Annotated in this window: 22 protein-coding genes and 1 tRNA gene; 12 read left to right on the top strand and 11 right to left on the bottom strand. The window is 70.3% G+C overall.

Features of this window, described 5'->3' with window-relative positions; translation table 11 throughout:
• Positions 1-2: 2 nt before the first annotated feature.
• Complete coding sequence (locus BK819_RS15280) at positions 3-950, top strand: NUDIX domain-containing protein (RefSeq protein WP_071329884.1); 948 nt, start codon at positions 3-5, stop codon at positions 948-950.
• Between the two features lie 71 nt (positions 951-1,021).
• On the opposite strand, the gene BK819_RS15275 is transcribed toward BK819_RS15280, so the two are convergent.
• The 6 genes from BK819_RS15275 to BK819_RS15250 all read right to left on the bottom strand — a co-directional run bounded on the left by BK819_RS15275 (position 1,022) and on the right by BK819_RS15250 (position 4,744).
• Positions 1,022-1,618 (bottom strand): HNH endonuclease signature motif containing protein, encoded by a 597-nt coding sequence (locus BK819_RS15275; protein WP_256209490.1) that lies wholly within the window; start codon positions 1,616-1,618, stop codon positions 1,022-1,024.
• A gap of 156 nt (positions 1,619-1,774) precedes the next feature.
• The gene (locus BK819_RS15270) at positions 1,775-2,539 is read right to left on the bottom strand and encodes a DUF222 domain-containing protein (RefSeq protein ID WP_071329882.1); all 765 of its coding nucleotides are present in this window, start codon (positions 2,537-2,539) and stop codon (positions 1,775-1,777) included.
• Positions 2,540-2,578: 39 nt separating this feature from the next.
• The gene (locus tag BK819_RS15265) at positions 2,579-2,953 is read right to left on the bottom strand and encodes an RNA-binding S4 domain-containing protein (protein WP_071329881.1); all 375 of its coding nucleotides are present in this window, start codon (positions 2,951-2,953) and stop codon (positions 2,579-2,581) included.
• The gene (locus tag BK819_RS15260; protein ID WP_071329880.1) at positions 2,953-3,621 is read right to left on the bottom strand and encodes a lysoplasmalogenase family protein; all 669 of its coding nucleotides are present in this window, start codon (positions 3,619-3,621) and stop codon (positions 2,953-2,955) included. The genes BK819_RS15265 and BK819_RS15260 overlap by 1 nt, the downstream gene beginning before the upstream one ends.
• 62 nt (positions 3,622-3,683) lie before the next feature.
• Positions 3,684-4,139 carry a hypothetical protein gene (locus tag BK819_RS15255; protein ID WP_071329879.1) on the bottom strand — a complete coding sequence of 152 codons (456 nt, stop codon included), beginning with the start codon at positions 4,137-4,139 and terminating at the stop codon, positions 3,684-3,686.
• Positions 4,136-4,744: a GNAT family N-acetyltransferase gene (locus BK819_RS15250; RefSeq protein ID WP_071329878.1), complete on the bottom strand. Its 609-nt coding sequence runs from the start codon at positions 4,742-4,744 to the stop codon at positions 4,136-4,138. The genes BK819_RS15255 and BK819_RS15250 overlap by 4 nt, the downstream gene beginning before the upstream one ends.
• Before the next feature lie 108 nt (positions 4,745-4,852).
• Here BK819_RS15250 and BK819_RS15245 point away from each other — a divergent pair.
• From BK819_RS15245 to BK819_RS15210, 8 genes are all read left to right on the top strand, one after another.
• Positions 4,853-4,926, top strand: a tRNA-Pro gene (locus BK819_RS15245).
• A gap of 89 nt (positions 4,927-5,015) precedes the next feature.
• Complete coding sequence (locus BK819_RS15240; RefSeq protein ID WP_071329877.1) at positions 5,016-5,360, top strand: CPBP family intramembrane glutamic endopeptidase; 345 nt, start codon at positions 5,016-5,018, stop codon at positions 5,358-5,360.
• Positions 5,361-5,566: 206 nt separating this feature from the next.
• Entirely contained in the window at positions 5,567-6,496 is a 930-nt protein-coding gene (locus BK819_RS15235; protein WP_071329876.1) for a CPBP family intramembrane glutamic endopeptidase, read from the top strand.
• 37 nt (positions 6,497-6,533) lie between these two features.
• Positions 6,534-7,316, top strand: a complete 783-nt coding sequence (locus BK819_RS15230; protein ID WP_071329875.1) for a CPBP family intramembrane glutamic endopeptidase — start codon at positions 6,534-6,536, stop codon at positions 7,314-7,316.
• 21 nt (positions 7,317-7,337) lie between these two features.
• The gene (locus BK819_RS15225; RefSeq protein ID WP_071329874.1) at positions 7,338-8,267 is read left to right on the top strand and encodes a CPBP family intramembrane glutamic endopeptidase; all 930 of its coding nucleotides are present in this window, start codon (positions 7,338-7,340) and stop codon (positions 8,265-8,267) included.
• Between the two features lie 224 nt (positions 8,268-8,491).
• On the top strand, positions 8,492-8,845 hold the full coding sequence (locus BK819_RS15220) for a hypothetical protein (RefSeq protein ID WP_071329873.1): 354 nt from the start codon (positions 8,492-8,494) through the stop codon (positions 8,843-8,845).
• Positions 8,846-8,960: 115 nt separating this feature from the next.
• A complete protein-coding gene (locus BK819_RS15215; protein WP_071329872.1) occupies positions 8,961-9,278 on the top strand; it encodes a hypothetical protein in 318 nt (105 codons plus the stop codon).
• Entirely contained in the window at positions 9,278-9,490 is a 213-nt protein-coding gene (locus BK819_RS15210) for a DUF2188 domain-containing protein (RefSeq protein ID WP_071329871.1), read from the top strand. The genes BK819_RS15215 and BK819_RS15210 overlap by 1 nt, the downstream gene beginning before the upstream one ends.
• Positions 9,491-9,504: 14 nt before the next feature.
• On the opposite strand, the gene helR is transcribed toward BK819_RS15210, so the two are convergent.
• A complete protein-coding gene (gene helR, locus BK819_RS15205) occupies positions 9,505-11,634 on the bottom strand; it encodes an RNA polymerase recycling motor ATPase HelR (protein WP_256209489.1) in 2,130 nt (709 codons plus the stop codon).
• A 127-nt stretch (positions 11,635-11,761) separates the two neighbouring features.
• Here helR and BK819_RS15200 point away from each other — a divergent pair, with 127 nt between their 5' ends.
• A complete protein-coding gene (locus tag BK819_RS15200; RefSeq protein WP_071329869.1) occupies positions 11,762-12,343 on the top strand; it encodes an NADPH-dependent FMN reductase in 582 nt (193 codons plus the stop codon).
• Positions 12,344-12,363: 20 nt separating this feature from the next.
• Here the strand turns inward: BK819_RS15200 and BK819_RS15195 are convergent, their stop codons facing one another.
• Complete coding sequence (locus BK819_RS15195; protein ID WP_071329903.1) at positions 12,364-13,227, bottom strand: DUF72 domain-containing protein; 864 nt, start codon at positions 13,225-13,227, stop codon at positions 12,364-12,366.
• Positions 13,228-13,311: 84 nt separating this feature from the next.
• Here BK819_RS15195 and BK819_RS15190 point away from each other — a divergent pair, with 84 nt between their 5' ends.
• Positions 13,312-13,527: a hypothetical protein gene (locus BK819_RS15190; RefSeq protein WP_071329868.1), complete on the top strand. Its 216-nt coding sequence runs from the start codon at positions 13,312-13,314 to the stop codon at positions 13,525-13,527.
• A 389-nt stretch (positions 13,528-13,916) separates the two neighbouring features.
• The gene (locus BK819_RS15185) at positions 13,917-14,297 is read left to right on the top strand and encodes a hypothetical protein (protein WP_071329867.1); all 381 of its coding nucleotides are present in this window, start codon (positions 13,917-13,919) and stop codon (positions 14,295-14,297) included.
• Between the two features lie 48 nt (positions 14,298-14,345).
• On the opposite strand, the gene BK819_RS15180 is transcribed toward BK819_RS15185, so the two are convergent.
• The 3 genes from BK819_RS15180 to BK819_RS15170 are packed head-to-tail and all read right to left on the bottom strand — an operon-like array spanning position 14,346 to position 20,118.
• Positions 14,346-17,801, bottom strand: coding sequence for an error-prone DNA polymerase (locus BK819_RS15180; protein WP_071329866.1), 3,456 nt, complete (start codon positions 17,799-17,801; stop codon positions 14,346-14,348).
• Complete coding sequence (locus tag BK819_RS15175) at positions 17,801-19,336, bottom strand: DNA polymerase Y family protein (RefSeq protein WP_071329865.1); 1,536 nt, start codon at positions 19,334-19,336, stop codon at positions 17,801-17,803. The genes BK819_RS15180 and BK819_RS15175 overlap by 1 nt, the downstream gene beginning before the upstream one ends.
• Positions 19,333-20,118: a hypothetical protein gene (locus tag BK819_RS15170; RefSeq protein WP_071329864.1), complete on the bottom strand. Its 786-nt coding sequence runs from the start codon at positions 20,116-20,118 to the stop codon at positions 19,333-19,335. The genes BK819_RS15175 and BK819_RS15170 overlap by 4 nt, the downstream gene beginning before the upstream one ends.
• Positions 20,119-20,231 lie beyond the last annotated feature (113 nt).

Below are 20,231 nucleotides of genomic sequence, written 5' to 3'. Positions count from 1 at the left end.
GGGTGACTGTCGTACCTCCCGCCGCCGGTGAACCGCGTCGCCCCGAGGGGCCGCGCGATCCGGGCGATGCTTGGGTGGTCGCGGACACCGGTGAGCGGTACTGGGGGCGCTTCGGTGCCGCCGGTCTCCTCGCCGTCGACCCGGAGCGTGGCATCCTGCTGCAGCATCGCGTGGCGTGGAGCCACTTCGGCGGCACCTGGGGCCTGCCCGGCGGCGCGCTCCATGAGGGCGAAGCGGCCATCGTCGGTGCCGTCCGGGAGGCGCAGGAGGAGGCGGGAGTACCGGATGGCGCGGTGCGGCCGCGCTTCACGAGCGTGCTCGATCTCGGCATCTGGTCGTACACCACTGTCGTCGCCGACGTACGGACGCCCTTCGACCCCGTGATCAGCGACCCCGAGAGCGTCGCGCTGTCGTGGGTGCCCGTCGAGGACGTGGACGCGCTGCCGCTGCACCCCGGCTTCGGTGCGGCGTGGCCGACGCTGCGGGCGCAGCTCTCGGCGCATCCGGTGGTCGTGGTGGACGCTGCCAACGTCGTGGGCTCGGTCCCGGACGGCTGGTGGAAGGACCGCGCCGGAGCCGCGGCACGCCTGCGCGATCGTCTGACCGGGCTGTCGGTGCCCGCGGACGACCTCGGGCTCGCGGGGCACGCCTGGTTCCCGAAGGTCTCGCTCGTCGTGGAAGGTCGCGCCCGGGACATCGCGGAGGCTGCTGTGGGGGGATCAACCGCGGACGCCGCGGCCGCAGAAGCCGGAGTCGCGAGCTCGGCCCTGGATGTCGTGCGCGCCGAAGGCGCCGGTGACGACGCGATCGTGGCCGAGGTCGAACGCCGGGTCGCCAGCACGTCGCCGGTTCTCGCGGTGACCAGTGACCGCGGGCTGCAGTCCCGCGTCGAGGCCGCCGGGGCGCAGGTGCGCTCGAGCGGCTGGCTCCTCCGTCTTCTCGACGCCTAGAGCGAGACGCGGGCGCTTCGCTCCGTGGATCGAGGTGCTCGAAGGACCCGTCGTCGTGATGGCGGCGCGTTTCAGACGAACGCGACCCGACGTGGGGCGTGATCGGTGTGGACCGCGCCGAGGGGACTTCGCCATTCGAGCACCCCACCGGGGCGCTGCCGTACCGTCCAGCGCTGAGGCTCCGGGATATCGGGGTGCTTCAGCACATGGTGTCCGCGGCAGAGGTGCGCGAGGTTGTCGACGCGGGTCGGGCCGCCCTTCGCGTGATCCCAGGTGTGGTCGAGGTCGCAGCGGTGCACCGGCTGGCGACACCCCGGGAACCGGCAGTGCTGATCGCGGGCCCGGAGCAGCCGGCGCATGCTCTCGGTCGGGCTGTAGGCGTCCGTCTCGACGACCTGCCCGTGCGGATCGAGGAACAACCGCGTCCATCCGCCGTCGCGACCGGCGAGAGCCCGCGCGATGTCCGGGTGCAGAGCGCCGTGTCCGTCCAGTTCGGCTGGACGGTTGTCGAGCCCTGCGAGGGTCGTCGCCGCCACGGTCACCTGCAGGCGGCCGCGCACCCCGATGAGACCGTCGCCCTCGACGGCGCTCGGATCGGCGGTGAGGAGCAGATCGGTCAGAAGGTCGGCCTGCACCTGGCTCCACGTACGGGTGTCAGAAGGGGCCACTTCCGCCTCGGGGTCGAGGGCGTAGGTGTCGCCATCGACGCTGGAGATCGTCGGGTCCGACCGAGCCTCGCCGCACGGGCGATCCGTCGCGACGCCGTGAGGAGTCAGCAGTCCGTCGTGCTGAACAGGCAGGCGACGTGTCGCTCCGTCCGTCGGCTACCCCGCGTCGGACGCAGATCCCGCATCACGCGCAGTCTCCGCGTCACGCGTACTTCCCGGGTCACTAGTCGGTCCTGCAGCACCCGCAGTCCCCATATCGCGCCCCCGGATCACCGTTCGCGTGAGCTGGCTCAGCCGGTCGGCGATCGCCACCGCCGCCCATTCCGGGAGTATGGCCGTCAGGACCGCGAGGCCGTCGTCGACCGATCGCACAGTAACGCAGCGCTCGTCCGCGGCGCGGCGGTGTCGCTCCGTGATCGTCTCCCCGACGAGCGCGGAGGTGACGCGACGGGCATGCACCCGCGTGCGCGCCGCGGTCTCGGCTTCGGCGACGACGAGCACCGCCGTCTCGAACAGCGCCATCGTCTCGGGCGCGACGGCGCGGTTACGGATGGCCTCGGCCACGACGGCGCTCGCCCGCGCGATCTCCCGCACGTGCGAGGAGCTCAGAGACCCTGTGTGGAAGGCCTCTCGCACGCGGGGGAGTGCCGTGCTCAGGGCGAGAGCATCAGCGAACGCGAACTCCATGGTGCCGGTGGAAAGACGCGCCGCCGCGGCGTACTCGGCGACCATCGAGCGGTGGATGGCATCGCGGTGGTGCGGGGCCGCGGCCACGTCTTCGTCATGGAAAGCGATCTGCGCCACCAGCAGCTCCGCAGCCTCTGCCTCCAGCGCTGCGATGCGTCGACGGGTCGCCGTCCAGGCGTCTCGCACGCGCCTCCGCTCCTCCAAGTCGAGGGGTGCGGTCGGCTGGTTCGTCATACCTCGATTTTAGAACGTATGTTCGAACGCAGGAAGGGTTCAGTCGTGTTGTATATCGCCTCGTCCGCGGAGACGGTCGATGTCCCGACGCTCTCGCTTCGTCGGTCGTCCGGCACCGCGGTCTCGGACGCCGAGGGCTGCCTGCGGCTCCCGTTCCGGCGTCCGATCTTCGTAGGCGAGGGCGGCCAGCGGCGCGCCCACACGCTTGGCGAGGATCTGGCGCACGATCAGGATCCGATCGAAGCCCGCGATGCGGATACGGAGCTCATCGCCCACGCGAACCGCCTGTGCAGCCTTCGCCTTGTCGCCGTTGACGCGCACATGCCCCGCACGGCATGCGGTGGTCGCCGCCGACCGGGTCTTGTAGACGCGCGCCGCCCAGAGCCAGCTATCCACCCGCGCACTGTCGACCATCAGGCGGCCCTCCGCTGCAGGGAGACGAGGGCGCCGGCGACGATCAGGCCCTGGCCGAGCGTGTAGGTGAGCATCACGGCGGGGCTGCTCCAGGACGGAAGGGCATCCGGAAGGAAGAGCCGGAAAGCGAGGATCGTGTCGCTCGCCAGGAAGAGCGCACCGCCCGTCGCGACCAGCGGTTGGCATCGAGCAGCGAACGCCGCGGTGCCCGCGAGGAGCAGGCCATACAGCGCGACGCCGATGAGGAGCGGGCCCGTGTGCGGGCCGAGGACGAGGATCATCGCGATCCACCAGACGGCGTAGATGGTCGTCCGCCACGGCAGCCGGCGACGCGCCAGGTGGCGGGCGAAGAGGACGATGTAGGCGATGTGCGCGAGACCGAAGAAGCCCAGCATGAGCGGAAGCTCGGGTGCCGCGGGGAACAGCGCGCCCGCGCCGTCCCCCAGCCAGGAGAAGAGCAGGGCGACGAGGAGGAGGGTCACCGTCACGGGCGGGTCGATCCGTCGCGCCGCCACGAGGACCGGCACCGTGAGCAGCGGCATGAGCAGCAGCTTCGTCGGACCCGCGAGATCGTGGCCGAGCGCCAGAAGCACGACGTGCAAGGCGGAGACCACGGCATAGGGGACGAACGCCCACACGATCGCGGGAGGGAGGGTGCGGCGCTGCATCCCTCCATCGTATGACCGGAGGGGCATGTCGTCTTGAAGGCGGTCGATCGGATCGGGCCGCCTCAGGATTCGACGGTGACCGTGGCCACGGCGCCCTCGGCATCGAGGTGCACGGCGGGCCAGTAGCCCTCCGGGAAGTGCTCACCGCAGGAGTCCGTGAAGTGGAGGACGACGGTGCCGTCGCCGGAGGCCTCGATGGTCTCGAGCTCCAGGTCGTCCGCCGCCTCGTCGAGCTCGGTGTGGTCCGGATCGCCGGTGCTGAACGTTGTCACCACGGCATCCGAGGCGACGCGGCGAAGGCCCGGGAGGGCGGCGACGACCGTACGCAGCCGGGGGAGCAGCGGCGCGACCTCGTCCGGCGACGCGCCCTCGACCATCAGCTCGTAGGTGCTGCCATCGACCTCGACGCTGCCGACGAACCAGTCGTGGGTGAGGACGGAGCCGTCGTCGAGCTCGGAGGTCGCCCGGTGGAGCGGTCCGAGGTCGGGATCGTCGAGGGAGGGGTTCGCGTCGCTCATGCCTTCACGCTATCGGTCCCGTTCGGCGCGACATCCAGGGTGACGAGCACGCGCCCCGCCTTCATCACCGCCTTCTCCGTGAAACCCGCGCGGAGGAACGTCCCGAGTGTGCCGTGGTACAGATCGTTCGCGCGCTGCTTCTCGCCACGGGTGTCGACGGGATACCCCTCGATGACGCGGGCGCCGGACTCCCGGGCGAAGGTGATCGCGGCGTCGAGCAGCTCCGTGTTCAGCCCGGTGCCGCGATGCTCCCTGCGGACGACGAAGCAGGTGACGGCCCACACGGACTCGTCGTCGAACGGCTCGGTGCTCGACGCGGCGATCATGCGGGTGCGGGGGATCCGGGCCTGACGGGTGCGCGGTCCGATACGGATCCAACCTGCGGCCTCGCCATCGACGTACGCGACCAGCCCCGGAGGGGGACCCTCGTCGATCTCGGCGCGGAACATCTCGGTGCGCTGAGACGTGGTGGTCTGATTCCAGTCCTTGTTCGGCAGCACCGGCCAGATGCACTGACAGCTCGCCCCGTCGCCGCCCCCGGTGAGCGCGCGCTGCACATCATCCCAGCGGGCGGTCGTCGCCAGCGCGGTCGTGATCGTCGACATGCAGGCGACGGTACAAGCCGCTTCCGACACCCCGCAACGCCTCGGTTCGCGAGAGGGCCTCCGGTGCGGCTAAGATAGGGGAGTTGCCTGCGCGAGAGTGCAGAACAACGGGCTGTGGCGCAGCTTGGTAGCGCACTTGACTGGGGGTCAAGGGGTCGCAGGTTCAAATCCTGTCAGCCCGACCGAGGGGCTGTTGGCAATACAGATTGCAGAACAGCGAGTGAAAAGGGAAGGGCATCTGCTTCGAGCAGGTGCCCTTCCCTTTTCTCGTATGGATGGCGAACGCGCGAAAGACAGGATCACCGCCGGGGCTTCACTCGCCACCATCGCCTTCGAGGTCGCGTTCCTGGCGGCAGCCGGCGCCTCGTCCTACTGGGTGCGTCGAGTGACTGGACGGCTCTGGGTCGCGATTCTCGTCCACGCCTTCACAGACTGGGCCCTCTACCTCGCCTCGGGTGCGGGTACCCCGGCTGCCTCCCTGCCGCAAGCTCACTCCTCGGAGAACCCTGACCCCTTCCAGGCCACCTTCCAGACCCTGTTGCGCATCGCGACGACGATCAGTCTCGTCAGCGTCATCCGCGAAGACCGACGCACGAGGCGCGAGATGCGCGTGTAGACGACGGATGCCTGACCTTTTGCGCCCGAGCTCGTCCATATCCGGTCGGTCCTCCGGACTCGGCGAGGGACCACTCGCCGGGGCGATCCCGGCGCGGGTCACGGCGTCCGAGTCGCGTCGAACCGTGTACGCCCGTTCAGCGTTGCGCTAGCGTGACGAGCAGAACTTCGCTCGATCTTTGTCTCGCCCCCCATACGAGGAGACCGATGTCCGTACGTTCCACGCCGTTCATTCAGGATGCCGCTACCGGAAAGCGCGTGACGCCCTGGTGGCTGGCTTACATCTTGGTGTTCCTCGTACTCATCATCGGGGTGCAGGCGGGCGTGCTGGCGGTGTTCGCGCAGGCGTGGCCGGTGGAGAAGGGCACCCCCGAGGCCCAGCTGCAGGACATGATTTCCTTTGCTGTCGCGGGCCTGGCCCTGTTGGTGTGGGTGGTGGTGTTCGAGCGCCGCAGGATCCGCACCCTCGGCTTCCGCCGGCCAGGTCGGGGTCTGCTCACGCTGCTCATCGGTTTCGTCGCCGGGGTCGTCCTGCTGTCCATCCCGACCCTGTTCCTGTGGGCGACGGGGGCGTACGTGCAGGTGGACGCCCCGGCCGCATCGACCAGTGGTGCCAGCGCCACGGGGCTGCTGGTGCTGCTTGCTCTGACGTTCGTGGTGCAGGGCGGCACGGAGGAGCTGCTCACGCGCGGGTTCCTGCTGCAGAACGGTGGCCTGAAGTTTCCCGGGTGGTTGGCGGTGCTGCTTCCCGCACTGCTGTTCACGCTGATCCACGGCGTGCTCATCCACCCGCTGCCGTTCGCGATGATCTTTCTGTTCGCGTTGATGGCCTCGTTCCTCGTGCTGCGCACCGGCGCGCTTTGGCTCGTGATCGGCATCCACGCCGGCTGGAACTTCACGATGGGCAACATCTTCGGAGTTCCGGTGTCGGGGCTGCCCCCGCTGACCACCTCCGCGATCTTTCTCGAGCCGGCCCCGGGCGCCCCGGACTGGCTCACCGGCGGGGACTTCGGTACCGAGGCGAGCCTGCCGGCGGTGATCGTGCTGATCATCGCGGCCGCGGTGTCGTTCATCGTCTACCGGCGGTGGGATGCGGCTCGCTCCGCACAGGTCACCGCGACCTCGGTGTCGGCATGAGCGCGCGAACTCGGGCACGGCACGGAGGGGTCGTCTGATGGAATTCGCCGTCATGGGCGTAGCGGCGGCCTTCGGGATCTTCGCGATCGTGTGGTTGGCCCGCAACCGTCGTCCCATCGGTCGGAGCCTCGGATTTACCGTCAGCCGGTGGACGGTGCCGGAGATTCTGGTCGGTCTGGCCATCCCGCTTCTGGTGATCGGTCTGGTGTTCCTCGTCGAATGGGCGCTCGGCGCCATCCGCGTGGGCGCTGGGGCGGAGGACTGGTCGGGGCTGGGTGGAGCGGTGGGCGAGATCATCTTCTTCGCGGTGTTCGAGGAAGTCCTGTTCCGGGTGTTGCTGCTCACGGCCCTTGTGATCCTCCTGCGGCGCCTCTCCGCCGGGCGGTGGATCGCTGTCGCCATCGTCGCGGTGATCTTCGGCGCGGTGCATCTCACCAACGACAACGCCACCCTCATCGGCGCTTTCGGCACGGCCCTGGGTGGCGTCATCTATGGGATCGCGTACCTCGGCACCCGGGCGATCTGGCTTCCCCTGTTCCTGCACATCTCGTGGAATCTCAGCCAAGCGCTGTGGGGGTTCCCCGTCAGTGGCACGACGCGCTGGCCTGGATGGGTGACCTCGACCTCGGTCGAAGGGGGCGAGGTGCTGAACGGGGGTGCCTACGGCCCCGAAGCGGGCGTGCCCGGCATGCTCGCACGACTCGTGATCATCGCCCTGGTGTTCCTCTACCTGAAGCTCGTGTGGAAGGACGGCAGCATCCGCACGCTCACTTTCGCCCCTGATCCCCTCAAGCACCCCAAGCCGACCGTAGCCGCCTGACATCCGTACAGAAGGAGTCCGATGTCGATCCGCGACACCCCGTTCATCCAAGACGCCGCCACAGGCAAGCGGGTCACCCGCTGGTGGATCGCGTACCCGCTCGTGTTGATCGGGATGATCTTTATCGTCCAGTTCGGCCTCATGGGCGTGTTCGAGCTGACGTTGCACCCCGAACCCGGCTCGCCTGAAGCGCAGTGGCTGGAAATCCCGGCCGGCCTCGTCCCTACCGCGCTCATCATCCTCTGGGTGGTCCTGTTCGAGCGCCGCCACATCAAGACCATGGGATTCAGGCGCCCCGGACGTGGCGTCCTTCTGCTCCTCCTCGGGATCCCGATCGGCGCACTGATGATCACCGTGCCGATCCTGCTGCTGTGGGCCACAGGCAACTACCGACTGATCGACGCTCCTGCCGGCACCACCAGCGGCACCGCGGCACTGTTGCTCGTCCTGGTGCTCGTGCTCACCCACGTGGTGCAGGGCGGCAACGAGGAGATCCTCATCCGCGGCTTCCTGATGCAGAGCTCCGGCCTGCAGATGCCCGGATGGCTAGCCGTCGTCCTCCCCGCGCTGCTGTTCACGCTCATGCATGGCGTCCTGACCAAGCCGCTCGGGTTCACCACCATCATGATGTATGCCATCTTCGCGGCCTTCATCGTCCTCTGGCAGAACTCCCTGTGGCTCATCATCGGCATCCACGGTGGCTGGAACTGGGCCGAGGGCAACGTCTGGGGCGTCCAGGTCGACGGCATCAACGTCCAGAAGACCGGCCTCATCTTCCTCGAACCCACCGAGAACGCCCCGGAATGGATCACCGGAGCGGGATTCGGGCCAGAGGGCGGCGTCGTCGGCGCCATCTCGCTCATTGTCTTCGCCGGTATCGCCTCCATGCTCTATCGGCGCAACCGCTCGCGGGGCACGCGCCCAGCCACCGTCGGCGGCAGCGCAAAATAGAAGCGCGGCCCTCCGAGATACGTATACTCGCTGCTCGGTGTTGGTTTGAACTCGTCCGAGACGTCCGTGTGCACGCTTCTGCTCAGCCCATGTTCCGCTGTTCACGAGTTGCCGGGGGGCGTCGTCGCTTCCCAACCCCCAAGTGCTCGCAAGAATCTCCGGGCCTTCGTCACGTCCCGTCAAGGGGGTACGACACCCCGGCTTCGCGTCCTAACGTCGGAGTCATGGCTATTGAACTGAACCGACCGGCGCTGAAGCTCGCGCGCTCCCTCGTCCGCGACGGCAAGGTCGTGCGGGACGAGCGCGACGACTGGTCCGAGGCGGCGCCCAGCGCGGAGGACGAGAACCGCTTCATCGACGAGCACGGGTGGACGGAGTTCGCCCACTGGCACCTCGGCATCGACAAGAGCGAGAACCCCGAGACGAAGAAGGCGTACAGCTTTCCGTTCGGCGACTTCCGGAAGGTGCGTCGTTCCGGCGTGATCTCGGGGGAGAGCCGCGCCGGTCAGTACGACCACGCGGAGATCCGGGACGAGCTGCGCAAGGTCCTCGAGCTCATCGACTCGGCGGAGTCCTGACGCCCGCTCCTCGCGGAGTCCCGGAACCTAGCGGCTCGGCGAGGTCTCCTCAAGCCCCTCGGCCACTCCGGTTCCAGCCGGGAGACTGGGGGGCAGCCCGATCGAAGGAGGAGACATGGAATCGACACCCGACGACGTCGGCGGTCAGCCGCTGCGCGACGGCGACGCGACCACCGAGGCTGACCCGAGGAACGATCCCGCGCAGGCGGAATGGGAACGCACAGAAGCCCTCGACGACGGTGCGGCACCGGAAGATCTGGCGGCGCAGACCGCCACCAGCCGTGATCCCGACGAGATCCCCGGTCCCGACGATGAGGTGCCGGCGGAGGACCTGCCGGGCTCCACCCCGCAGCCAGAGAGCCAGGGGGAGGACCCGGTCCTCGCCGACCTCGGCGAGGAAGGCCAGGGCGACCTGGGGCCGGGGGACGTCTGATGGCCATCACGACGATCGTCACCCGCTCGAAGAACGGCCAGTGGGTCAACGAGGTGGAGGGCGCGCCGGAGCTCTCCCGCAGCTACACCAGCCGTGACGAGGCGATCGAGGAGGGGGAAGCACTGGCTTCCGAGCGCGGTGCCCGCCATGAGATCGAGGAGAGCGAGCCGACCGGCACCATCACCGACGGCGGCGACCCGAGCGACGTCTGAAGCACCACGGTTGCTCAGCGCATGATGACGAGTTCGCGCGTCGTGCGGGTCATCGCCACATAGCGGTCGACCGCCCCCGTGCGCCCGGAGCCGAATGCCTCCGGGCGCACGAGGATCACGAGGTCGAACTCCAGTCCTTTGGCCTCCTCCGGTGTCAGTACCCTGACCCGCGGACTCGGCGCGAAGGTGGGGTCGCCGATGACTGCAGCGACTCCCTCCGGGTTCGCCGCGAGCCACGCCTCCAGCACCGCGTCGCGCTCGGCCACCGTGCCGTGCCGGACCGGGATGCCGCTCTCCCGCACGGACGTCGGGACATTGGCGTCGGGCAGCGCTTGGCGGATGGTCGGTGCGGCCAGCGCCATCACCTCGGCCGGCGTGCGGTAGTTGACCCGGAGCGAGGCGATCCGCACGTTCCGCAGGCCGAGGCGTTCGAGGCGATCCGCCCAGGACTCCGGGAAGGCCCTCCGTGCCTGGGCCCTGTCGCCCACGACGGTGAAGCTGCGAGAGGGGCACCGCGCGATCAGCGTTCGCCACTGCGCATCGGTGAGCTCCTGCGCCTCATCGACGACGATGTGTCCGAAGGGGCCTGCGAGCTCATCCGGCGGGAGCGGGGGAGGTGCGTCCGCTCCCGCGAGCACGTTCCGCGCATCTTCGCCGCGCAGGATCGACATCACCTTCATCTCGCTGTCATCGCTTTCGATGAGGTGGTCGACGACCGCGGACATCTGTTCCTCGGCCGCGGCGGCTGCCACGTGTCGCCGGTGCTGCTCTCGGACGGCTTCGGGGTCGCCGATCCGGCGGTGCGCTGCGTCGAGCAGGGGAAGGTCCGCGTCCGTCCAGGGTGCCCCTTCTGCTCGGCTCAGCAGAGCGCGCTCGTCGGCCGTGAGGTCGGGCGCGCACTGCTCGAGCAGCGTCGGGGATGCCCAGAGCGCGGCGACCACCGCCTCCGGTGCCAACAGCGGCCAGGCCCGCCGGAAGGTCGCCGTGAGTTCGTCGTCCTGCCGCAGCCACCGGCGGATCGAGGACTCGGAGACCTCCGCGTCGCGGACCTGGTCCACGAGCATCTCCAGCACCTCCTCCCAGACCTCGTCGCGCGCTTCGTTGTGCGGCGACGCCGGATCCGCTGTGGCGAACAGGTCGGCCCAGTCCTCGCGGCTCACCCAGAGATCGGCCCACGGTGTCTCGAGGCGGAGAGCGTGCGTCGGCGGCCGGGTCAGCGCCGAGATCGCCGCGGGGATCACCTGCTCCGGGTCGAGGCGCTGCTTGATCTCAGCCACCCGGGGATCCGCCTCCGGGATGGCGCCCGCGCCTTCGGGAGTGAGGTCGCGCAGGGTGCACAATCTCACCGTGTCCTCGCCGAGGCTCGGCAGCACATCCTCCACGTAGCCGAGGTACTGCGGGTTCGGCCCCACGAGGAGCATGCCGCCGGCTCCGTTCGTCAGCCGCGGCTCGGCGTACAGGAGGTGCGCGGCGCGATGCAGCGCGACCACCGTCTTGCCGGTGCCCGGGCCGCCGTCGACGACGAGCGCACCGGGCGAAGGCGCTCGCACGATGGCGTCCTGATCCGCCTGGATGGTCGCCAGCACGTCGCGCATCCGCCCGGTCCGGTGGGCGTCGAGGCTGGCGAGAAAAGCCGACTGGTCGTCGAGGGAGGCGGCGCCGTCGAGGCCCTCCGGCGACAGGGCCTCGTCCCAGTAGTCCGTGATCCTGCCACCTTTCCACCGGTACCGTCGCCGGGAGAGGAGGCCCCGGGGGTCTTCCCAGGTCGCGGCGAAGTACGGTTCCGCAGCCCGAGCCCGCCAGTCGACGAGCAGGCGGGTGCCGTCCGCATCGGACACCCCGGCGCGACCGATGTACACCGGCGGTCCGGCCGCGGGGGTCATCCGGCCCAGGCACATGTCGATGCCGTAGCGCTCCCGCAGGCGCAGCGTCGCGCTGAGGCGGCGGATCTCCAGGTCGCGATCGACCGCCGTGACGCCCGCGTCCGCGGCCTGCCGGCGCACGAGGGCGAGACGAGCGGTCAGGGCGTCGCGTTCCCGGGAGAGGGCGACGCCGAGCCGTCGGAGGTGGACGCGGTCGGCGGCGATGAGGTCGTCTGCGGACTTCGCCGCATGGTCGGCGGACAGGTCAAAGGGGTCGAGCACCGGAGGTCTCCTTCGCGAGGGCATGCGGGGCACGCGAGTCGTCGATTCTGCCTCTCGAGGGGGGCCTTGTGGCAAGCCCCCACCCCGGCGATATCCTGGAGATGCAGGGAGACGAGGGGACCTCACCATGACCCATCGGATCGGCTACCTCATCGGCAGCCTCGCATCGGACTCGATCAACCGCGTCCTGGCCACGGCGCTCGTGCGGCTGGCTCCGCCGGACCTGGAGCTCGTGGAGATCCCGATCCGCGACCTCCCCCTCTACAACCGCGACGACGAACTCGAACCGATCGCTGCGGTCACCGCGTTCAAGAGCGCGATCGAGGGCGCGGACGGGCTGCTGCTCGTGTCTCCGGAGTACAACCGCTCCATCCCCGGGGCGTTGAAGAACGCCATCGACTGGGGCTCGCGACCCTGGGGGCACAACTCGTTCGCACGCAAGCCCACCGGCATCATCGGCGCCTCGACCGGAGCGATCGGCACCGCGGTCATGCAGTCGTCGATGCGGAGCGTGCTGAGCTTCCTCAATGCGCCCCAGCTGAACGCCCCGGAGGCGTACATCACGTTCCGACCCGAGGTGTTCGGCACCGACGGGCAGGTGTACGACGCCGACACCGAGAAGTTCCTCGCGCACTACATGGAGGAGTACGCGGCGTTCGTCGAGCGGGTGCTGTCGCTCACCGCTCCGGGTCACGTCGGCGACCGGTAGCCGCCGCCGCGCTCGCCGCGTCAGGAGAGCGTGTCCGCCACGAGGGCGCTCAAGGCCAGGGCGTCGTGGGGTGCGTGCCCGCGGGCGTCGTTGTCGAAGTACACGAAGACGTCGCGCGGTGTCCCGTCGTCGGCGCCGGTCCCGTCGGCCCACCCGCGGATGAGCCTCGCCCACTCCCGCAGCTCCGCCTCGGTGTAGGCGCTGTGGTAGAGCATCTGCGCGCCGTGGAGGCGGACGTAGACGAAGTCGGCGGTGAGGGCGTCGAACCGCGGCCACGTCCCGGCGGTGTCGGCGATGACGAGGGAAGTCCCGTGATGCTGCAGGAGCCTCAGGCTCGAGGGGTCGGCGAAGGAATCTGAACGCGGTTCGAGGGCGAAGCGGAGCGGGCGGTCGGCATCGATCTCCAGCCACGCCCGGTCCTGCAGCCGCTCGTCGTGCCGCCGGGCGAGGGAGAGGGCCTCCGCCGTCGTCTGCGGAAGGGCGTCGAGGAACGCCTCCACGAGCTCCGCGTCGAAATGCTGCCTCGCGGGGAGCTGCCAGAGGATCGGTCCGAGGCGGGGACCGAGGGCGAGGACGCCCGAGGCGAAGAAGTTGGCCAGCGCCTGTTCGACGTTGCGCAGCCGCAGCATGTGGCTGACGTAGCGTGAGCCCTTGACCGCGAACACGAAGTCGTCGGGAACGCTCGCCGCCCACCGGCGGTAGCTCTCGGGCCGCTGCAGAGAGTAGAACGAGCCGTTGAGTTCGACGGTGGGGAACTGCGATCCGATGTGCTCGAGCTCTCGACGCTGCGGCAGGCCGCGCGGGTAGAAGTCGCCGCGCCACCGGGCGTACCGCCACCCGGAGACGCCGATGCGTACCCGGCCCTGCTTGCTCTGCCGCGTCATGGCCGCCTCCGTCGGGTCAAGCCCCTTGCCGCTGCCGTTCGGCGTCGGCAGGCTGGACTCGTCCACACCGAAGGAGGAGAAGCCATGTCTCTCAATGACCATCCGATCGACGATGTGAAGCCCGAGGCGGACCTGCAGGAGCAGGAGCGCCTTGCGGAGGAGGTTCCCGAGGACCCGGAAGTTCCGACCCCCTCGGCACCGGAGCCGCATCCCATCGAGGCGGACCCCGCGGACGCCGCGGAGCAGCGCATCGAAGTGCAGCTGGATGAGGACGGCCTCGACGAGCCCACCGACGGCTGACGGCCTCCGGCGGCAGGTGCACCGGGGCGGCGGTCGAGACAGGGGAGAGGCGTCATGACGAACGACCGTAGCCCGAGCGGTGCACGCCCTCGCCGGGGTTGACGCTCGGCGGGACGGCGGCTAGCCGCGGGGTATGCCCTCTCGACGGGACCGCCCCAACCCGGTGCTGCCGAGAGGGCTCACCGTCCTACCCGGACGGTTGGGGAGGCGGCGAAGTCTCGCTGTCTCTACGGCTGATCCCCCAGAGATTCAGCCGGTAGCCCCCGCTACGAAGAGCAGAATATCCCTTAATCCCCTTGTCCGCCATTTGGGGGACAAAACTTTCTTCGAAAAATTCTGCGCGGCTCCCGGCTCTGTCGCCGATACGGGCCGTTCCGTAGGGTGGGGGCATGGACAGGATGCTCGTCTTCGCTGGTCAGGTCGCACTCCCGGTCGGGCACCGGGTCGAGGTCTCCGAGCTCGTCGACCCGCAGACGCAGGAGCCCGTCGTCCTCTCGCTGCTCGATCTGGACACCGGCATCCGCTATCGACGCGCCGAGGAGCCGCGCGCCGAGGTGACGCACTGGATCGGTCGCGTCCTCGACTGCACGGTGGCCGTGGGCGTCGCTCCGCGGACGTCGCTGCTCATCGACCCCATCGGGCCGTCGGCCAGCGGCGCGGGCATCGCTCTGCGCGGCGCAGACGCGGCGGTCAACGCGGCCAAGGCCGAGGCGGATCGCTGGGGTGGATCGGACCGGCCCCCTCAGGAGGAGCCCGAACGCTTCTGGTGACCGCCGGAAGCCGGGCGCCTCGGGCGCCGGACTCATCGGGCACCGGACTCATCGGAAGTCCCGCGAGCGGTGCATGACCCCCGTGCGGAGGTCTTCGAAGGCGTCGGCGAGCACATTGACGACCCCCTCCGGTGAGCGCTCGAGGATGCCGCGGATGATGAGCGCCGGGGACTCTCGGGCGATACGACCGAACCGACCCCAGACCCCCGTCGAGCAGATCACGTTCACCAACCCGCTCTCGTCCTCGAGGTTGACGAAGGTGACGCCGGCGGCCGTGGCGGGGCGCTGTCGATGGGTGACGAGACCGGCCACCTCGACGCGTCGTCCGGTCTCGTGCCGCTGCAGGTCCGCGGCCGTCAGGACGCCGCGAGCCCGGAGGTCGTCGCGGAAGTGCGTCATCGGGTGGTCGTCGGTCGAGATACCGGTCGCCCAGAGGTCGGCCGAGAGGCGCTCGTAGCTGGTCTGGTCGGCGAACAGCGGGGGCTGCACCGCCACCGTGGTCCCCGGAAGGAACCGGGCGCGGTCTTCCGCGGCGGCTCCGGCGAGCCAGATGGCCTCCCGGCGCTCCAACCCGAGGCACGCGAAGGCTCCGGCGGTGGCGAGGGCCTCCAACTGAGCGGCCGTCGCGTCGGTCCGGCGCACGAGGTCGTGCAGATCGCGGTAGGGACCGTGCGCCTCCCGCTCGGCGACGATGCGCTCCGCCATCGGCACCCCGATCCCGCGGATGCCGCTGAGCCCGAGGCGCACCGCGAACCGTCCGTCCCGCCGGTGCGCCGCGGACTCGTCCGGTGCGCTCCGGTCGAAGCGGTGCACGGGTGGTTGCGGGTCGGCCAGGCAGTCGTCCCTCCCGGTCGTCCCTGCGGCGTCCGGCGTGAGGGGTTCGAGGGTCTCGGTGGCGGAGGAGAGATGGAGATCCGGGCGACGGACCTCCACACCGTGCCGACGGGCATCCGCCGTGAGGGTCGCAGGGGAGTAGAAGCCCATCGGCTGCGACCGCAGCAGGCCCGCGAGGAAAGCGGCCGGATAGTGCAGCTTCAACCATGAGCTCGCGTAGACGAGCAGGGCGAAGGACAGGGAATGGGACTCGGCGAAGCCGAAGTTCGAGAACGCCTGGATCTGCGCGTAGATCCGGTCGGCGGCATCGTCGACCAGCCCGCGGCGGGCCATCCCGGCGTACAGCTTGTCCCTGACCTTCTCGATCTTCTCCAGACCCCGCTTCGATCCCATCGCCCGGCGCAGCAGGTCGGCCTCGTCGGCCGTGCAGTCGCCGACGGCCGTGGCCATCTGGATCAACTGCTCCTGGAAGATGGGGATGCCCAGAGTCCGCGCGAGGATGTCCTCCAGGTCGCTGTGCGGGTAGGGGATGGGGAACTCCTCCGGGGGCTCGCCCCTGGCCTCCCGCTCCCGGTTCGCCTCGTCCACCTTGTCCTTCGCCATCTTCCGACGGACGAACGGGTGCACGGCGCCGCCCTGGATGGGTCCGGGGCGGATGAGAGCGATCTGGATGGCGAGGTCGTAGAAGCGTCGCGGCTGCAGCCGGGGGAGCAGCCCGATCTGCGCGCGGGACTCCACCTGGAAGACGCCGATCGAGTCGGCCCGGCAGAGCATGTCGTAGACGCCGGCCTCCTCCTTCGGCAGGGTCTCCAGCGTCCACTCCTCGCCCGTCGCCTCCCGGACCAGGTCGAAGCAGTGCTGCAGCGCCGCGAGCATGCCCAGACCGAGGAGGTCGAACTTCACCAGTCCCATGAAGGCGGCGTCGTCCTTGTCCCACTGGATGACGGTGCGGTCCTCCATGCGGGCGTGCTCGACCGGCACCACCTCACCGACCGGCCGGGCTGTGAGCACCATGCCGCCCGAGTGGATCCCCAGATGCCGTGGAGCCTTCAGCAGCTCGGCCGCGTAGTCGAGCACGGTGTCGGGGATGTCGTGGCCCTCGACGGGTTCGAGCCCCGATCCCCAGCCGTCCACCTGCCGCGACCAGGAGTCCTGCTGTCCCGGAGAGTGCCCCAGGGCTCTGGCCATATCGCGGACCGCATTCTTCGGCCGGTACTGGATGACGTTCGCCACCTGAGCCGCCCGCTCCCTGCCGTACTCCCGGTAGACCCACTGGATGATCTCCTCCCGTCGCCGTGAGTCGAAGTCCACGTCGATGTCCGGCTCCTCCGTGCGGGTGGTGGCGAGGAAGCGCTCGAAGGGAAGACGGTAGAGGATCGGGTCGACCGCGGTGATGCCCAGCAGATAGCAGACCGCGCTCGCCGCGGCCGAACCCCGGCCCTGGCAGAGGATGCCGCGTCGCCGGGCCTCCGTCACGATGCCGTGCACGATGAGGAAGTACCCGGGGAAGTCTTTCTCCTCGATCACGTCGAGCTCGCGGGCGATGCGCCGACGGCCGTCCGCGTCCAGCCGCGGGTACTTCGACGGGACAGCCTCCCAGACGAGGTGCCGCAGCCAGCTCATCGGCGTGTGCCCCGTCGGCACGTCCTGACGGGGGAGAGCCGGGCGCGCCATCCGGAGCGGGAAGGCCGAGGCCGCGGCCAGCTCCAGGCCGTGCGAGATCGCACCGGGGTACCGTCGGAAGCGCGCGGTCATCTCCGCCCCGCTGCGCAGGTGCGCGCCGCCGTGGGCCGGCAGCCAGCCGTCGAGCTCGTCCATGCTCCGGACCGCACGGACCGCGGCCACCGCCTCGGCGAGGGGGGCCTGGTCCGGGCGGGCGTAATGCACGTTGTTGGTCGCCACGACGGGCAGCCGCATCCGGCGGGCGAGGTCGGCGAGGGCGTCGTTGCGCCGGGTGTCCAGCGGATCGCCGTGGTCGAAGAGCTCGACGGAGACATTGTCGCGTCCGAAGAGGTCGACGAGGTGGCGTAGCGGCGCGGCGGCGTCTCCGGCCTCCAGGCCCTGCCGTACCGCCCCCTTGCGGCAGCCGGTGAGGATCGTCCAGTGCCCGTCGGCGGTCGCCGCGAGCTCGTCGAGGTCGTAGACCGGGCGCCCTTTCTCCCCGCCGCGGAGCTGGGCCGCGGTGATCGCTCCGGACAGGCGGTGGTACCCCTCGAGGCCCCGGGCGAGCACCAGCAGATGAGTGCCCGGCGGGTCGGCGGCCCCCTGCGGAGCGGAGGGCAGATCGAGAGAGAGCTCGGCACCGTAGACGGTCTGCAGGCGCAGCTCCATGAGCTCCGCCAGCTCGGCGAAGCGCGCGGCGCCGTAGAACCCGTCGTGGTCGGTGAGGGCGAGCGCGCTCAGGCCGAGACGCTCGGCCTCCGCGAGGAGGTCCTCGGGGGAGGACGCCCCGTCGAGGAAGGAGTAGGACGAGTGCGCGTGCAGCTCGGCATAGGGCACGGCCTCCTCCGGACGCTCCGGGAGGGACGGGGGGACGCGCTTCCGTGGACGACTCACCGGCCCGGGGTCCGGTCGGAGCCTCGGCGGCGCGGAGGTCGCTTCAGGGGTGGGCTCTCCGCTGAGGGTGCGTTCGAGCTGATCCCAGGTCAATGGCGGATTGTGCCAGCCCATCAGCGGTACCTCCCTTCAGCCCACCAGCGCTCGCCGGCCAGGAAGACGAGCCAGGCGCGGTCTCGGTCGTCGACGATCTGGAGTCGGTGGCCTCGCTTGCCGCCGCCCGTGCTCCAGCGCCGTTCGTGCACGGGCCACGGGCCGGCCCAGGCCTGCACGGTCGCCCCGTCGATGCGGGCGGGGTCGTGCGTGAGGGCGCCACGATCATCGACGTCGATCGTGCTCCCGTCCGCAGCGACGACGCCGATGGGGCGCGGCGGGCGGAACACCTCGGAGGGGAGAGGGTCGGGAAGGCTCCCCGGCCAGGGGGACCGCGGATCACGAGGCGGGACCGGACGCTCGCCCCACGGCGTGAGCACCTGACGATCGGCGAGCCAGCGCCCTCCGGAGAGGGCAGCGGTGACCACGCCCTGATGCCCCAGCATGGTCTGCACCCGTGAGACCGCGTGATGCAGTCGCTCATCGGTGCCCGAGCCGAAGAGTCCTGGTTGGTGATGGGCCGCATCGTCCACCGCGACGGGGAGGAGGCGGGCGGCCACGATGCCCCCGAATGCCCTGGCCTCGTCGACGGGCGCGCTCGCGGTCAGGGCGGCCAGCGCCTCCAGCTGCCAGCGCACGCGGTCCACGAGGTCGGCGGCGTCGAAGCTCGTCGGGTGCAGCCAGGTGCGGGAGTGGACGGCGCCGTCGTCGTCTGTCAGGTCGATCCGCACCTCGGTGCACACGAGCGACGCGTCCGCCAGAGCGAGCATCACGGCATCGGCGGTCTGCCGCACGGCGAAGGCCACCTGGTCGGTGCCTCCGAGAGGGGACTCGAACTCGATGGTCCTGGCCAGTTCGGGGTCGGGCGGCCGGGGAGTCAGGGGCCGGGAGTCGGCGCCGGCGGCGAGGGCCTGCAGGCGGGCGCCGTGTTCGCCGAAGCGGTCGCGGACGTCGAGAGGGGCGAGCGCGGTGAACTCGCCGAGAGTGCGTACGCCGAGGCGGAGGAGGAGATCGCTGATCTGCTCGTCGCGGAGCACCTGCACGGGATAGGGGGCCAGGAACTCGCGGGAGCCGCCCGGAGGTACGACCGTGCAGGACGCCGTTCCTCGGGCCGCGATCTCGGCGGTGAAGGGTCCGTCGGCGACGCCGACACGCACTTCGGGGAAGCCGGCAGCGGCGAGGATCGTGGACAGGGCTGTCGCCCCCTCGGCCTCCCCGCCGTGATAGCGGGCGATCCCGCGGGCGCGCAGGATCGCGAGGCCGGGACGCAGCAGCGTCACACCCGGGGCGTGCTTCTCGATGAGCTGCAGCACCGGGACGAAGGCACGCTCGCCCTTCTCGGCGTCGTGGGGGAGGACCTGCAGCGAGGAGAGGAGGCCCTGGGCGACGCGGCGACGCTGCCCGATGCGGACGCCGTGCGCGCGAGCGGATGCGGTGCAGGCGACGACCATGTTGGCCTGTACCAGGGCCGTGGGCGGATGCGACCCTCCGCCCAGCACCGCTCGCAGCGGCCAGTCGGGGAACCAGAGGACGAGGACACGGAGAGGGGCGTTCATCCCGCCTCCGCCCAGAAGAGGAGGTCGGATGACCCGGCCTCAGCGCTGTCCGTCGCCGAGGGGGCGAGCGGCGGCAGGGCGGTCAGCTCTGCGCCCACGGTCTCCACGGCTCCGTGCCCGCCGGGCAGTCGGACACGCACGCTCGAGGCGAGAGGGCTGTGCCTGGTCCGCGCCGTGACCGTCACTGTGCAGTCCGAGAGCAGCCCCCACCCCTCGCCGAGCCCATGCCAGTCCGGATCGTGGAGCCGGATGGTCCCCTCGCTCTGCGCCCAGCGCCCCGCGCCCGGTTCCTCCGCCACGAGCAGCGTGGACCCGCGGTCGCGCAGACGGGCGCTGAGTCGGGACACATCGGCATCCCGTGCCCTCGTCGTGGGCTGCACGACGATCAGGGGCACCACCTCGGCCAGCGCGGATGCGACGGCGAGCCAGCGGTCCCCCGGGTCGGGGACGAGGATCAGTCGGCTCAGGTCGATGCCGTAGGCGGCAGCGGCCTCGACCCCCAGGGTGGGCATGCCGATCACCGCGCACCAGTGCCCGCGGTCGGAGGAGGCGCTGAGCAGCGCGAGCACGAGGGCGGGCGAGGGGGAGACGGTGTACGAGGTGCCCGTCTGCAGCCCCTCCTCCGGCAGCAGTGCGGCGAAGGCGGGATCGAGGGGGAGGAGCGTGTGCTCGCTGCGCCGCCGCTGCATCCGGCTGATCTCGCGGCGCAGCCGCAGCACCTCTCCGGCGCGGCTGTCGCTGGTCGGAGAGAGCGCGGTCATCGCATCGAGCCCGATCCCCATGTGTCCATCCTCGAAGATATGTACGAGTAAAGCAAGTGGCGCGACTGACGCTAGTTCGTACATCCGACATTGCTCCGCGGTTGTCCACAGGGCTCTCCGCGCCTTCCTGGATC

The sequence above is a fragment of the Microbacterium sp. LCT-H2 genome, from assembly GCF_001866135.1.
Lineage (GTDB): Bacteria > Actinomycetota > Actinomycetes > Actinomycetales > Microbacteriaceae > Microbacterium.
The sequence above is the reverse complement of the archived record's forward strand: the minus strand, read 5'-3'. Positions and strand labels throughout refer to the sequence as shown.